The organism is Sorangium sp. So ce1335, from assembly GCF_051521615.1.
Lineage (GTDB): Bacteria > Myxococcota_A > Polyangia > Polyangiales > Polyangiaceae > Sorangium.
Map to the genome: position 1 here is coordinate 6,063,668 of NZ_CP150363.1, position 13,800 is coordinate 6,077,467.

At 73.2% G+C, this 13,800-nt stretch carries 11 protein-coding genes; 2 read left to right on the top strand and 9 right to left on the bottom strand.

Going from position 1 to position 13,800, the window contains the following annotated elements:
* The first annotated feature begins 112 nt into the window (after positions 1-112).
* Complete coding sequence (locus WMF24_RS22380) at positions 113-805, top strand: HAD family hydrolase (protein WP_437738465.1); 693 nt, start codon at positions 113-115, stop codon at positions 803-805.
* A 31-nt stretch (positions 806-836) separates the two neighbouring features.
* Here WMF24_RS22380 and WMF24_RS22385 read toward each other — a convergent pair whose 3' ends face one another.
* The 4 genes from WMF24_RS22385 to ileS form a co-directional block, all read right to left on the bottom strand.
* Entirely contained in the window at positions 837-2,054 is a 1,218-nt protein-coding gene (locus WMF24_RS22385) for an AAA family ATPase (RefSeq protein WP_437738466.1), read from the bottom strand.
* Positions 2,055-2,784: 730 nt separating this feature from the next.
* On the bottom strand, positions 2,785-3,411 hold the full coding sequence (locus WMF24_RS22390) for a DUF4276 family protein (RefSeq protein WP_437738467.1): 627 nt from the start codon (positions 3,409-3,411) through the stop codon (positions 2,785-2,787).
* Positions 3,404-4,627 (bottom strand): AAA family ATPase, encoded by a 1,224-nt coding sequence (locus tag WMF24_RS22395; RefSeq protein WP_437738468.1) that lies wholly within the window; start codon positions 4,625-4,627, stop codon positions 3,404-3,406. Before WMF24_RS22395 ends, WMF24_RS22390 begins: the two co-directional genes overlap by 8 nt.
* Before the next feature lie 18 nt (positions 4,628-4,645).
* Complete coding sequence (ileS, locus tag WMF24_RS22400; protein ID WP_437738469.1) at positions 4,646-8,533, bottom strand: isoleucine--tRNA ligase; 3,888 nt, start codon at positions 8,531-8,533, stop codon at positions 4,646-4,648.
* A gap of 117 nt (positions 8,534-8,650) precedes the next feature.
* Between ileS and WMF24_RS22405 the strand changes: the two genes are divergently transcribed.
* Positions 8,651-9,241: a Uma2 family endonuclease gene (locus WMF24_RS22405; protein ID WP_437738470.1), complete on the top strand. Its 591-nt coding sequence runs from the start codon at positions 8,651-8,653 to the stop codon at positions 9,239-9,241.
* A 16-nt stretch (positions 9,242-9,257) separates the two neighbouring features.
* Here the strand turns inward: WMF24_RS22405 and WMF24_RS22410 are convergent, their stop codons facing one another.
* The 5 genes from WMF24_RS22410 to WMF24_RS22430 form a co-directional block, all read right to left on the bottom strand.
* The gene (locus WMF24_RS22410; RefSeq protein WP_437738471.1) at positions 9,258-9,872 is read right to left on the bottom strand and encodes a thiamine phosphate synthase; all 615 of its coding nucleotides are present in this window, start codon (positions 9,870-9,872) and stop codon (positions 9,258-9,260) included.
* A 15-nt stretch (positions 9,873-9,887) separates the two neighbouring features.
* Positions 9,888-10,181, bottom strand: a complete 294-nt coding sequence (locus tag WMF24_RS22415) for a tetratricopeptide repeat protein (RefSeq protein WP_437738472.1) — start codon at positions 10,179-10,181, stop codon at positions 9,888-9,890.
* A gap of 55 nt (positions 10,182-10,236) precedes the next feature.
* On the bottom strand, positions 10,237-11,511 hold the full coding sequence (locus WMF24_RS22420) for a glycosyltransferase family 4 protein (RefSeq protein ID WP_437738473.1): 1,275 nt from the start codon (positions 11,509-11,511) through the stop codon (positions 10,237-10,239).
* Between the two features lie 53 nt (positions 11,512-11,564).
* The gene (locus WMF24_RS22425; protein WP_437738474.1) at positions 11,565-12,806 is read right to left on the bottom strand and encodes a glycosyltransferase; all 1,242 of its coding nucleotides are present in this window, start codon (positions 12,804-12,806) and stop codon (positions 11,565-11,567) included.
* Positions 12,807-12,991: 185 nt separating this feature from the next.
* Positions 12,992-13,774 carry a thiazole synthase gene (locus tag WMF24_RS22430; RefSeq protein WP_437738475.1) on the bottom strand — a complete coding sequence of 261 codons (783 nt, stop codon included), beginning with the start codon at positions 13,772-13,774 and terminating at the stop codon, positions 12,992-12,994.
* Positions 13,775-13,800: the final 26 nt, after the last annotated feature.

Here is a 13,800-nt window from a genome sequence, read left to right on the forward strand (position 1 = left end):
CGCGCCTCCGGCCGAGCGCCGCTCGCGCCCGCGCGGCGGGCGCGGCTGCGAACGCTGGCCGTCGGGGCCCCTCCGATGGCGGTGCATTCCGCCCCGCACCACGTGTCGCGCCATGGCCAGCGTCAGCGCCGTCATTTTCGATGTCGACGGGACGCTCCTCGACACGGTCGATCTGCACGCGACGGCCTGGCAGCTCGCCTTCCGCCGGTTCGGCCGGGAGATCCCGCGGGAGCGGCTGCGGCGCCAGACCGGCAAGGGCGCGGACGAGCTCTTGCCGGTGTTCCTTTCGCCCGAGGAGCTCGGCTGGATCGGCGCTGGCGTCGCGTCGCTGCACGACGAGCTCTACGGGCGCGAGCTGCTCCCCGGCGCGCGCGCCTTCCCGGGGGTGCGCGCGCTGCTCGAGCGCGTCGCGCGCGACGGGCGCCGGATCGTCCTCGCGTCGTCGACGCCGCGCGGCGAGCTCGGGGCGAGCGTCGCGCTCGCCGGGGTGGGCGACCTTGTCTCGTGGACCGTGTCGGCCGACGACGCGGACCGGTCGAAGCCGCACCCGGATCTCTTCGAGGCGGCGCTCGACCGGCTGGGCTGCATCGATCCGCGCGAGGTCGCGATCGTGGGCGACGCGCCGTCCGACGCCGAGGCCGCGGCGAAGCTCGGCATCGTGATGGTGGGGCTGCTCTGCGGCGGCTTCCCCGAGATGGAGCTCCTCGAGGCCGGGTGCGCGGCGATCTACCGCGATCCGGAGGACCTGCTCGCGCGGTACGACGCCTCGCCGCTCGCGCCGGGCGCCGAGCGGCTCGCGTCGTAGCGGCGCGCGTTGTAACGCCTCGCGCGGCGGCTCAGGGCGCACCGGGGCCATGGTCGGCGCGCGCGGCCCGGGCGCGCTGGCTCTCCGGGGCGGAGAGCTGCTCCCGCAGGGCGCGCCGCCGCGCCTCGTCGAGGGGCGACGCGGTGGTCGAGCCGTCGCGGAGCTCCACCGCGTGGACGGCCTCGAGCGGCAGGAAGTCGAGCAGCGCGGGGTTCTCCGTCGTGAGCAGGATGTGGCGCTGGGCGGAGGCGCCGCGCAGGTACTCGAGGAGCACCGGCAGCGCGCTGCGCTCGACGCCCGCGTCGGGGTGCTCGATGCCGGCGAGCACGAGCGGCGGCTCCTGCGAGAGCGCCGTGACCATGGCGGCGAGCCGCAGCGTGGCGTCCGGCTCGTCGGCGGCGGACCGCCAGCGCTCGCGCCCGTCGGCGTCCGTGCCGTGGCGCAGCTCCGGGACGAGGAGCCCGCCGGACGAGATCGCGCGGGCGCCGTCGACGTCGCCGAGCACCTGCGACAGCGCGGCGAGGAAGTCGTCCTTCCATCGCTCTTTCTCGTGCGCGCGGAGGACGGAGCCCCAGTTGTCGCCGCTCGCGCGGAGGCGCCGCGAGGCGCTGAGCTTCTGGGGCGCGCGGAGGGTGCGCGGCGCGAGGGAGTAGAGGACGGCCCGGCGCAGCTCGTCGAGCATCGGGGTGAGCGGCCCGTCGGAGAGCAGCGGCAGGACGAGCCTGGCGCCGCTCACGGCGATCGGCGCGACGCCGCGGTAGGCGAGCGTTCCGCTGCGCCCCTTGTCCTTGCGCGAGAACCCCTTGGGGCTGCCCTTCAGCCGGTCGAACGACACCTCGGGCGGGTCGCTGCCCGCGTCGAACACGTCGCGCAGGCCGGGCTTCACGAGCCGCGTGAGCGCGCTGCGCTGCCACCACGCGGCGGTCTCGCTCTTGACGCGGATCTCGCCGTCGCGGCCCCCCGGCTCGAGCTGGACGAGCCAGAACCCGTGGCCCTCGGTCCTGGAGACCGCGACGCCGAGGGTCGTGAGCGCGCCGTCGCCGCGGGGCCGCTGCAGCGCGCCGCCGCGCCGGCTGGCCGCGGCCTGGTCGAGCGCGCCGTTCGCGCACTCGGCGAGGAACCGCACGGCGTCGAGGAGGCAGCCCTTCCCCGCGCCGGGCGGGCCGACGAGCGCGGTCAGCGCCCCGAGCGTGAGCTCGATGCCGGCCCCGATGCTGCCGTAGTTGCTGACATAGACGTGGGTGATCATCGCGGCACGGCGCCTCGCCTCGAGGACATCCATCCCCTTTCCCGCGCCGCGGGGCCGCCGTCCGGGGCGGCCGGATCGTGCTCCGGGGACAGCGGAGAGGCCGCCAGGGACAGCGGAGAGGCCGCCAGGGACAGCGGAGAGGCCGCCAGGGACAGCGGGGAGGCCGCCAGGGACAGCCGAACGGCCCCCCGGGACATGGCGCTTCGCTCTCGGGGCAGGTTGCGCAGCGCGCCAGGGACAGGGGGGAGGCCGCGAGGGACAGCGGACACGCCGTCAGGGACAGCGGACACGCCGTCAGGGACAGCGGACACGCCGTCAGGGACAGCGGACACGCCGTCAGGGACAGCGGACACGCCGTCAGGGACAGCGGACACGCCGCCAGGGACAGCGGACACGCCGCCAGGGACAGCGCGCCGTGCGACGAGCACATCCAGCCGAAGCGGGAGAGGCTCTGCAGGCGCAGCGGCGGACACCGCCGCGCTCTCGCCGCCGAGAGGGACCGGCCTCAGGACCGCCAGCCACCCATCTCGGGGCGCCACGACGCGGCCTCCGGCACCGTTCTGAGGATCTCCGATGCACCCCACCCGACGACGATCATCGAACGCCTCGTCCGAGGTGGCCGCAACAAGATCCTTGCAGCACGAGCGCCGCCCTCGCGCAGCAAGGCGGCCGCGCTCGCACGATGGTAAGGCCCGGTACGAAGTCGCGGCGACGCGCCGACGGACGCGCGCTACGGGCGCGGTGGCGGGTAGACCCGGAGCGATCCCGGCGCCGCGAGGAACCGCAGCGCGTCCTCGAGCGTGCGGAACGACCTCGCCTGCGACGCGCGCAGCACGCTGAAGTCGATCCGCTGGGTGAGCCTGAGCTGGTCGAGCGTGGGCTTGTAGGCCTTGCCCGGTGGGAAGTGCTTCGAGAGCCACCCCTTCACATCGCGTATGCCCTCGGGGTTCGCCGGGCAGGTCGCGCCCTCGACGATGCGCACGCCGGGCCGGATCTCGCATCCCGCCATGAGGTGGATGCACGGCAGGAACCACGCCTCGAACTCGCGGTGCGCCAGCACCACGGCGGCGGGAAAGGGCAGGCGCGCGGCAGCGACCCACGCCGCGGTCTCGGGCCCCGCCGTGGCCGGGCATCCGTCGTCCTCGTCGCGGAGCAGCAGCGCCATGGCGCAGTCGCGCTCGCTGCGCAGGAGCTCGCAGGCTTGCAGCACGCCAGCGCGGGTGTTGAGCCCCTTGCCGCGCTTCGGCGCGCCCCAGATCGCATGCGGCAGCCCGAGGTCGGCCCAGAGCCGCGTGACCAGGTTCCTCGCCGCCTCGACCTCACCGTGGCCCTCGACGACCAGGTAGGCCTTATTCATCGCTCGCAGATCCCTCGGGGCGGAGGCCTTCAGCGTGGAGAAGGTCGCTCGTCGACATCAGCCGCTTGCGCACGAGCTCTCGCTGCCGCTCCTCGACGCGCGCGACGGTGGTGGCGCCGCTGCGCCGCTCCACCACGCGGACGTCATCGATGGGCACCAGGTCCAGCAGATCCGGGCTGTGCGTCGTGAGCAGGATCTGACTGCGGGTCGTCGCTTCCTTCAGGAAGTCGAAGAGCAGCGGGATCGCGCCCGGATGCACGCCGAGCTCCGGCTCCTCGAAGCCGAGCAGCGCCGGCGCGGGCTCTTGAAACAGCGCGGTGAGCATCGCCGCCGCCCGCAGCGTTCCATCCGACTCCTGGGCCGCCCCGAGCCAGCGCTCGCGCCCCCGCGCGTCGAGGCCATGCCGGAACTCCGGCACCAGGAAGCCGCCGGCATGCACCACCCGGTACCCGTCGATGTCGGCCGCGAGGCGACCGAGCGCTGCGACGAGCTCGCTGCCCCCGCTGTCGGCCGACAGCGACTCCAGCGTGGAGGCCCAGTTGTCCCCCCACGTGCTCATCGGCCTGGAAGGGTCGGGGTGCTGCGGCTCGCGCAGAAAGCTCGGAAACAGCGCGTGAATCGCGACGCGCCTCAGCTCTTCCGCGATGGGAGCGAATGGCCCTCCGTGCATCATCGGGAGGATCGGGGTGCGGTCCCACAAGAGCGCCATGGGGACAGCCGGCGAGTTCGAGACCACCACCGCGCCGTCGCTCGAAAAGGCGTAGGTGGCTTCGCCGGCCGCTGCCTTGATCTCCGCTTCGGTCGGCATCCGGTCGGCTCGACCGAGGAGGTCCAGCAGGTGCCGCTGTGATGCAGCGTCAGGCGCCGGTCCCGCGAACCAGGCGCCGTGCTCGCGCGCCACGCGCGCGGCATCGCCCTCGTCACCCCGGAGCGTGAGCCCCCAGGTGCCCCTGCCCTCCTCGCGCTCGACACAGACCTCGATCGTCACCTCGCGAGGCTCCCACGGCCCCCCGTGCTGCAACGCCCGGAACCCGCCCCGCGCGCGGATGGCGAGAGGCAGCGGCGCGGACGCGCACTCGGCGAGGAACCGCAGCACGTCCGCGATGTTGCTCTTGCCCGAGGCGTTCGGCCCCACGAGGACCGTCATCGCCCCGAGATCGAGCTCGATCCGCTCTCCGATGCTGCGAAAGTTACGGGCGCAGATCCTGGTGATCATGGCTCCCCCCCGACGCCGTCACGCCGTGCGCGCGAGCGCGATGGCGAGCGCCTCGCCGTCGACGCTGAGCTCGCGCCGCTCGGCCTGGCCCCACGCGGCGGGCGCCCCGCCGAGCACGAGCTCGGCCGCGAGCGCCTCCTGCATCAGGAGCTCGCGCGACGCCTCGGCGACCTTGCGGGCCCGCTCGCTGCCGTCGAGCGCGAGCCGGATCCGCTCGGTGAAGCCGAGGTCGAGCTCCTTGCGCAGCCCCTGCACGCGCGAGAGGATCTCCCGGCCGAGCCCCTCGTCGCGGAGCGCGTCCGTGAGCGCCGTGTGCAGCACGACGACACCAGCGCGGCCGCCGGCCGCCGCGAACCCCTCGCCCGCCTCCACCGCGACGTCGATCTCCTCGGGGCCGAGCTCGACCTGCTCGCCGTCGAGCGCGATCGCGATCTTGCCCTCGGTCGCGAGCGCCGCCCGCAGCGCCGCGGCGTCCGCCTTCGCGAGGACCTGCTTCGCGAGCTGCACCTTCTTGCCGAGCTTCGGCCCGAGGGCGCGGAAGTTCGGCTTGAGCACGTAACGGACCGCGCCCCCCTCCTCGCCGGGCCTGAGGAAGCGCACCTCGTGGACGTTGAGCTCCTCGGCGATGAGCGGCACGTGCTCGGCGAGCGCCGCCGAAAGCCCCTGCTGCGACAGCACGATGTCCGCGCGCGAGAGCGGCTGCCGCACCTTGAGCTTGTTCGCCGTGCGCACCTGCAGGCCCAGCGACACGAGCTCGCGCACCGCGCGCATCTCGATCGCGAGCGGCTCGTCGATCGCGGCCGCGTCGGCCTCGGGGAAGGCCACGAGGTGCACGCTCTCCGGCTGCGACGCGGGCCACGGCCGCCGCACGAGGTTCTGGTACATCGCCTCGGCGAGGAACGGCGTGAACGGCGCAGAGAGCTTCGCGATCGCGACGAGCACCTCGTACAGCGTGAAGTACGCGTCGCGCTTGTCCTGCGCCGCGCGCACGGCGCCCGCGGAGATCTCCAGCGGATCCGACGCCGAGGGGGCCCAGAAGCGCGCGCGGCTCCGGCGGACGTACCAGTTCGACAGCGCATCCACGAGGTCGACGAGCCGCTGCGCCGACTCGTACAGCCGGTACTCGTCGAGGTGCGCCGTCACCTCCCGCGTCGCCAGCGCGAGCTCCGAGAGGATCCACCGGTCGAGCAGCGACCGCTCCTTCGCCGGCCGGTAGCCGGCGCTCGCCGCGAGCGCCTCGGGCGACGTGCCCCTCGCGTCCGGGTTGCCCTCGGCGGGCGAGAAGCCGTCGATGTTCGCGTAGATGGTGAAGAACGAGTAGACGTTGCGGAGCTTGACCGCGAACTCCTTCTGGTACGCGCGCACGTTCGTGAGCGAGTGGCGCGTGTTCGTCCACGGCGGGGAGGACGCGTAGAAGAACCAGCGGAACGCGTCGGCCCCGGGCGCCGGCGTCGCCGGGTCCTCGATGTACACGCGCTGCTCCTGCGGCAGCCTGGGCACGTCGTTCGGCATCACCGAGGCGGCCTTCTCGCCGGGCGAGAGGCCCAGCCGGTCGAGATCCGCGTCCGAGAGCGCGACGATCCGCCGCGGCATGCCCTTCTGCGGCCGGAGCTCCATCGCGACCGGCTGCCCCGCGCGATCGGCGCGGTACATCCGCACCTTCGCGGCGTCGCCCGTCAGGTCGAGCCCCTCGTAGTCCTCGCGCGCGATGAGCGCCACGCCGTCCTTCGGCTGCGCGCCCTTCCACTTGGTCGGGGATCCGCCTTCGCGGTCCCCTCCGACATCCCCGGCCTTCACTGCCGCGAACTCCATCCGGACGCGCTCCAGGATGACCTCGGGCGGCGTGTAGTTGCCCTTCGACTTGCTCTCCTTCTTGCCCTCGCGGTCGCAGACGTGCCCGAGCACGACGCACGTCTGGTACGGGTGCGGGTAGCTCCGGGCGCGCGACAGCCCGAGCTTCTCCTGCGTCGCCTCGTCGAAGACGAGCGTCGAGACCATCAGGAGCGAGTAGAACCAGCCGCGCGTCTGGTCGATCGCCTCGCTGATGAAGTCGGCCGGGAACGCGCGGTCGAACAGCTCCTTCGAGCCGGGCGCGTGCGGGTAACCCCACTGCGCGAACGGCATGCTCCCGCTGTCGAACCACGCGTCGATGACCTCGGTCACGCGCCGCATCTCGCCGCCGCACGTGGGACAGGGGAACGTCACCCGGTCGATCCAGGGCTTGTGGACGATGAGGTGGTCGTTCAGGCCGGGGTCCGCCTTCTTCGCCTCGTGGAAGTGGTCGAAGGCGCGCGGGTTGAGCGCCTCGATCTCGGCGACGGACGCGGGGGCGAGCTGGTGCTCGTCGTCGTTCTTGCAGATCCAGACGTTGAGCGGCGTCCCCCAGTACCGCTCGCGCGAGAGCGCCCAGTCGACGTTGTTCGCGAGGAAGTCGCCGAACCGGCCCTCCTGGATGTGCGACGGGAGCCAGTGGATGGCGCGGTTGTTCGCGATCGCCTTCTCGATGTTGTCCCGCGTCCGGATGTACCAGGCCGGCCGCGCGAGCTGGATCAGCGGGTCGTCGTCCGCGCGCCAGCAGAACGGGTACTCGTGGCGGTACTTCTCCTCGTGGACGAGCAGCCCGCGGGCCCCGAGATCCTTGATGATCAGCGGGTCGGCGTCCTTCACCCACATCCCCGAGAACGGCGTGAGCCCGGGCTCGAACGTGCCGTCCGGCCGCACCGCGCAGAGCATCGGGACCTCGCCGCCGGCGCTCGTCTCGACGAGCTCGGCGACGCGCCGCTTGTGCGCGTTGAAGTCGTCCTCGCCGAACGCGGGCGCGATGTGGACGATGCCCGTGCCGGAGTCGAGCGTGACGAAGTCCGCGCCGAGGACGACCCAGTAGAGCGGCTCTTCCTTGCCGTCCTTGCGGCGCGCGACGGCGCCTTCGAGCGACCTCGAGAAGCTGTCGAACGGCGGGCGGTAGCGCTTGCCGATGAGGTCGCTGCCCTTGAGCTCGCGGAGCACGGGCAGGTCGCGCTTGAACTTCTTCGCGAGCTCCTCGCGCAGCGCCGCGGCGACGATGAGCTTGCCGGCCGCCGGCGCCGCCCCGCCCGCGTCGACGACGACGTAGTCGAACTCGGGCCGGACCGCGGCGTAGCCGTTCGAGGGCAGGGTCCACGGGGTCGTCGTCCACGCGCAGAGCGCCGTGTCCGGCTCGTCCACGAGCGGGAACGCGACGAACACGCTGGGGTCGTCGACGGTCTTGTAGTTCGAGCCGACCTCGGCCGCGCTGAGCGCCGTGCCGCCCTGCGGCCACCACCAGCAGACGCGGTGCCCGCGGTAGAGGAGCCCCTTCTTGTGGAGCTGCGACAGCGCCCACCAGACGCTCTCGACGTAGCTCCTGTGGTAGGTGACGTAGGCGCTGTCGAGGTCGACCCAGAAGCCGATCTTGTCGGTCAGGCTCTCCCACGCCTCGGTGTACCGGAAGACGGAGTCGACGCAGCGCGAGATGAACGGCTCGACGCCGTAGCGCTCGATGTCGGCCTTGCCGTGGATGCGCAGCTCCTTCTCGACCTCGACCTCGACCGGCAGGCCGTGCGTGTCCCAGCCGGCCTTCCGCGGGACGTCGTAGCCGCGCATCGTCTTGTAGCGGGGGAAGACGTCCTTGACCGCGCGCGTGAGCACGTGGCCGTTGTGCGGCATGCCGTTGGCGGTCGGCGGGCCCTCGTAGAAGACGAACGTGCCCTTCGACGGGCCGGTGGCGCGGGTCTCGGCGCGGAGGGTCTTCTCGAAGATGCGGCGCTGCTTCCAGAAGGCGAGGATCTTCGCCTCGTCGGCGGGGAAGTTCAGCTCGGTCGGCACCTTGTCGAACAGGGGCTCGAGCGGGCCGTCGGTCGGGTTCTTCGAGGAGGCGTCGGACGACATGGCCCGGCCTAGTAGCAAGATGGGTTGCCAGCGTCGAGGGAGGCGCTTGGGGGCCCGAGGAGGCCCGCGGGCAGGAGGAGGCGCGTGGGCGGGGCGCTGGGTGCTAGCCTCCTGGTCATGAGCGCGCAGCACCCGCTGTTCCCACGCAACGCGCCCGACGTGGAGGCGGCGTTCCAGGCCGTGCCGGAGGAGATGGTCGCCGAGATCCTCGACGGGGAGCTGCACACGCTCCCACGGCCGGCGCGGCCGCACACGCGGGCGGCGTCACGGCTCAACCGTCGGCTCGGGCCGTTCGACGACGATCCGGGTGAGCCCGGGGGCTGGGTCATCCTCGTCGAGCCCGAGCTCCACCTCGGCCCGGGGCCGGACAAGGTCGTCCCCGATCTCGCGGGCTGGCGCCGCGAGCGCATGCCCGACGCGCTCGGGCCCGAGGACGCGCCCGCGCACTACGACGTCGCGCCCGACTGGGTGTGCGAGGTGATCTCCCCGCGCACCGAGCGCATCGATCGCGGCAAGAAGATGCGGATCTACCGGCGCGAAGGGATCCGCCACGCCTGGCTTGTCAACCCGCTCGCGCAGACGCTCGAGGTGTACCGGCTCGACGACGGCCGGTGGTGGCTGCTCGAGACCTACGAGGGCGATGCGGCCGTGCAGGCCGAGCCGTTCGAGGCGATCGAGCTGCCGCTCGCCGACCTCTGGGCGCGCTAGGGCGGCGCGGCGCCGGTCAGCCCGCGATCGCGGGCAGCGCGCCGCCGAAGTCGGCGCGGATGGCGGCCACGCCGTCCGCGCCCGCGGCGAGGCAGCGCGGCGCCGAGGCGGCGTCCACGCCGCCGAGCGCGATGAGGGCGACGCCGCGCGGCGCCGCGGCGAGGCGGGCCCGCGCCTCGCCGAGCGCCGGGAGGCCGAGCGGCGGGCCCTTGCCGGGCGTCGCGAAGATCGGCGAGAGCACGGCGGCGTCGGCGCCGGCCTCGGCCGCGCGCAGCACCTCGTCCACGCTGTGGCACGCGACCGAGACGAAGAAACCGGGGCCGAGCAGGGCGCGCGCGTCGGCCACCGCGACCGAGCGGCGGCCGAGGTGCACGCCGTCCGCGCGCAGGAGGAGCGCGAGGTCGAGGCGGTCGTTGACGACGAGCGAGGCGCCGAGCGCGGCGGTCGCGTCGCGAAGCCGCCGGCCGAGCGCGTGGAGCGCGGCGCCGGAGAGCTCGGGGTCGCGGAGCTGCACCGCAACGCGCGCGCGGGCCTCCGGCGGCAGGGCGCCGTAGGCCGACAGGCGCGCGCGCAGGACCGGCTCGGGGACGTCCGCCGTCTGGGTGATCAGGGTGAGCGTCGGGATCAGCATGGGGCGAGCTCCGCGCTAGCGGCCAGGGGCGCCGGCGTCGCCGAGCGCCTCGAGGTCCTCCCGGGCCATGTGCGCGAACCGGCTGGAGGGGTAGCGCTCGATGAGGAAGCGCAGCGTGTCGCGCTGGGCGGCGCGATCGCCGCGCGCCTCGAAGCGCTCGGCCAGGTCGTAGAGGGCCTCGCTCGGGTCCTCGTAGGTGCGGCGATCCGGGTCGACCTCGCTCGCGCACTGGTAAGGAGCCCGCGCGACGGCGGCGAGGAGCACGAGCGGGCCCAGGGCCGCGCGGAAGCCGGTGAGCACGGGGGACATTCGCCGATGAACGGGCGCGAGCGTCAAGGGGACGCCGCGCCCGCCGGGGGCGCGGCTAGCCCAGCGTCACGCCCGTCCGGGCAGCGCCGTTCTCGCGGCCGCTCTTCGGGGGCGGGGTGCTGAAGGTCGCGGCGCCGAGCTCCTGGCCGCCCGCGCCCTGCCGGCGCGCGTCGCGGACGACCCGCAGCAGCGTGTCGTGAAGGGCGCGCGCGCTGTCGTCCCAGTCGCGCCCGCCCGCGAGCTCCGCGACCCGCTCCGGGTCGTACTCGTGCCGCGCGGCGCGCAGCAGCGCGTCCGCCAGGGCGTCCGTGTCGCCGGGAGGGATGAGCTCGCCGAGCTCGGGGCTGTGCAGGATGTCGGGGATGCCGCCCACGGTCGTCGCCACGACGCGGCGCCCCGAGGCGAGCGCCTCCAGCACGACGTTGGGCGTCCCCTCGTGCAGGCTCGGCAGCACGAGGGCGTCGCACGCCCCGAGCCACAGCGACACCTGATCGTGCGGGAGGTAGCCGGTCACCGTCAGCCGGCCGCCCAGCCGGGCCGCGGCCGCGCGGCACGCCTGCTCCTCGGCGCCGCTGCCGACGAGCGTGAGCTCGAGATCGGGGTGCACGCGCGCGAGCCGCTCGAACGCCTCGACCAGATCGAGGACGCCCTTGTCGCGGCCCAGCAGGCCGACGAAGAGCAAGAGCTTCGATCCCGGGGAACGGCCGAGCGCCGCGCGCGCCTCGGCGCGGCTCCGCGGCCGGAACAGCGAGACGTCGACGCCGTTCATGACCACGTCGATGCGATCGCGCGGGACGCCGAGCGCCGCGACGCCGTCCGCGAGCTTGCGGCTCACCGCGACGACCCGGGCCGCGCGCGTCAGCCCCCAGCTCAGCGGGCGGCGCAGCCGCCTGTCCCGCGGGATCACGTCGATGTCCGAGCCGTGGACCTTGATCACCGCCGGCACCCCGAGCAGCCGCCCCAGGCAGACCGCCGCGAAGCCGTCCGGGTAGGCGAATGCGCCGACGATCACGTCGGGCGAGGGGCCGCGCCCGATGACCTCGGGGAGCATCGACGCCGCATAGAGCGGGCCGTTCAGGGCCGGCGCGACCCGCGGCACGTAGAGATAGCGCGGGTGCCGGACCGGCAGGCCGTCGATGACCTCCTCGCGCGGGGCGCTGGAGCCGACAGGCCACTTCGAGAGCCGCCCCATGCCGGGGAACCACGGGATCGTCGCGAGCACCCGGACGTCGCAGTAACGCGACAGCGCGGCGAACTGCCGGCGATTGTACGGCGCCTCGTCGGGGTGCACCGCGTTAGGGAAGATCTTCGTGATAAGCAATACACGCATCCGCCGCAAAGCTCCTCCTGTCTGGTCGACCCGCCGGTTGCTCGTGGTCACGCTCACTCCGCGGCGGCCGGAGCGCTCGCCGGAGGGCGCGCGGGCTCGGCCTCCGCAGCGGCCGGCTGCGCGCGCGGCCTCGGCTGGGCGTCGACCCCGCGCCGCCGGGCGATGAGCTCGTCGAACAGGCGCACGTGCGCGTCGACCATCGCCTCAACGCTGAACTGCTCGGCGAACTTCACCGGGCTCCGCGTGCGCGCCCGCTCGCGGAGCTCCGCGTCGCGCGCGGCGCGCGCGAGGTGCTCGCCGAGCGCGCCCGGGTCCTTCGGCGGGACGAGGAACCCGTCCACGCCGTGCTCCACGATCTCGGGGACGCCGCCGACGCGGCTCGCAACGATCGGCTTGCCGAGCGCGAGCGCCTCGAGCAGCGCGAGCGGCAGCCCCTCCCAGAGCGACGGGAGCACGTAGGCGTCGAACGCCGAGATGAGCTCGGGGACGTCCGAGCGATAGCCCGGAAAGATCATCCTGTCGCCGAGCCCGGCGGCCTGCGCGCGCTGCTGCAGCTCCCCGCGGAGCGGGCCGTCGCCCGCGACGACGAAGCGCGCCTCGGGCGCGCGCCGCAGCACCTCGGGCGCCGCCTCGATGAGGTAGCGGAGCCCCTTCTGCTCGATGTGCACGACCGCGCACCCGAACACGAAATCCTGCTCGCCGATGCCGAGCTCCGCGCGGATGCGCCCGCGGGCGCCGCTGTGCAGGGCGCGGGTGAAGCGCGTGCCGTCGATGCCGTTGTGGATGACGCGGACCGGCGCGCGGACGTTCACGTCGTCGACGAGGATGCGCCTCAGGTCGTGCGAGACAGCGATCATCTCGTCGGCGAGGTACGCATAATAGCCGAACTTGCGCCGATCGAAGCCCTTCGCCCGGTTGATCTGGTTGTGCTCCGAGTAGACGACCACCGGCCGATTCCGCAGCAGGCGCGACGCCATGCCGGCGAAGATGAGCGGAGCGCGGTTGTGGACGTGGACGATATCCACCCCTCGCTGGTGAAAGAAGCGCCGGATCCAGAGCAGCGCCTCGGGGTCGCTCTTCAACCCGGGGAGCACCGGCCGGAGATCCTTGGTGATCACCAGGCACCGCGATCGGGGGAGCTTCACCTCCGGGAAGAGCCGCCCCTCCCCGTCCAGGCAGATCAGCGAGAGGTCGAACCCGTGGTCGCCGAGCCGGTCGAGGAGGCTCAGCACCACCTTCTCGAGCCCGCCGACCTCGAGGTTGTTCACGACCATGCAGACGTTGGGCTTGCTCATATTCTCCTGAGCGGACCGTCAGGTCGCCGCGGCCGTTGCCAGCGCGCACGGCCCGCCACGACGGAGGGTCCGACCGTGCGATGAGCGTTCCGTGTCATTTGAACGCAGGGACGTGAGCGTACCATGACGCCGGCGCGCCGATTGTTTGACTTCGTACGTCCGGCGCGAGGTCGTCGGCGTGCCCGCTACAGCGCGGAGATCTTGCCCTGCTCCGGCGACGACGCCGTCGCATAGAGCTTCTTCGGCATTCGCCCGGCGAGGTACGCCATGCGACCGGCGCTCACGGCATCCTTCATCGCCCGCGCCATCAGGATGGGGTCGCGCGCGCCCGCGATGGCCGTGTTCATCAACACCCCATCACACCCGAGCTCCATGGCCACCGCGGCGTCGCTCGCCGTCCCGACGCCCGCGTCGACGATCACCGGGACCTTGGCGGTCTCCCGGATGATCATCAGGTTGTACGGGTTCCGGATGCCGAGCCCGCTGCCGATCGGCGCCGCGAGCGGCATCACGGCGGCGCACCCGATGTCCTCCAGCTTACGGCAGACGATCGGGTCGTCCATGCAATAAGGGAGCACGGTGAAGCCCTCCTTCACCAGGATCCGCGCCGCCTCCAGCGTCGCCTCGTTGTCCGGGAACAGCGTCCGTTCGTCGCCGATGACCTCGAGCTTCACGAGATCGGACAGCCCGAGCTCGCGCGCCAGCCGGCAGGTGCGGACCGCGTCCTCGACCGTGTAGCAACCCGCGGTGTTCGGCAGGATCGTGAAGCGCCCCTGCTGGAGCAGCGACATCATCGACCCCTCGCCCCGCTCCTTCAGGTTGACCCGGCGGAGGGCCACCGTGACCACCTCCGCGCCGGACGCCGCGAGCGCGCGGCGGGTCTCATCCAGGTCCTTGTACTTGCCCGTCCCGACGAACAGGCGGGAAGTGAACGTGTGCTTGCCGATCGTCAACGCATCGCTCGTCATCGCAGGCTCCTCGGGGTCTCGACCCA

Bases quoted from the DNA above. Each gene is read 5' to 3' on its own strand.
- WMF24_RS22415 (WP_437738472.1), bottom strand. From the start codon at position 10,181: ATGTCCCCCGTGCTCACCGGCTTCCGCGCGGCCCTGGGCCCGCTCGTG.
- WMF24_RS22410 (WP_437738471.1), bottom strand. From the start codon at position 9,872: ATGCTGATCCCGACGCTCACCCTGATCACCCAGACGGCGGACGTCCCC.
- WMF24_RS22395 (WP_437738468.1), bottom strand. From the start codon at position 4,627: ATGATCACCAGGATCTGCGCCCGTAACTTTCGCAGCATCGGAGAGCGG.
- WMF24_RS22420 (WP_437738473.1), bottom strand. From the start codon at position 11,511: ATGCGTGTATTGCTTATCACGAAGATCTTCCCTAACGCGGTGCACCCC.
- ileS (WP_437738469.1), bottom strand. From the start codon at position 8,533: ATGTCGTCCGACGCCTCCTCGAAGAACCCGACCGACGGCCCGCTCGAG.
- WMF24_RS22425 (WP_437738474.1), bottom strand. From the start codon at position 12,806: ATGAGCAAGCCCAACGTCTGCATGGTCGTGAACAACCTCGAGGTCGGC.
- WMF24_RS22405 (WP_437738470.1), top strand. From the start codon at position 8,651: ATGAGCGCGCAGCACCCGCTGTTCCCACGCAACGCGCCCGACGTGGAG.
- WMF24_RS22430 (WP_437738475.1), bottom strand. From the start codon at position 13,774: ATGACGAGCGATGCGTTGACGATCGGCAAGCACACGTTCACTTCCCGC.
- WMF24_RS22380 (WP_437738465.1), top strand. From the start codon at position 113: ATGGCCAGCGTCAGCGCCGTCATTTTCGATGTCGACGGGACGCTCCTC.
- WMF24_RS22390 (WP_437738467.1), bottom strand. From the start codon at position 3,411: ATGAATAAGGCCTACCTGGTCGTCGAGGGCCACGGTGAGGTCGAGGCG.
- WMF24_RS22385 (WP_437738466.1), bottom strand. From the start codon at position 2,054: ATGATCACCCACGTCTATGTCAGCAACTACGGCAGCATCGGGGCCGGC.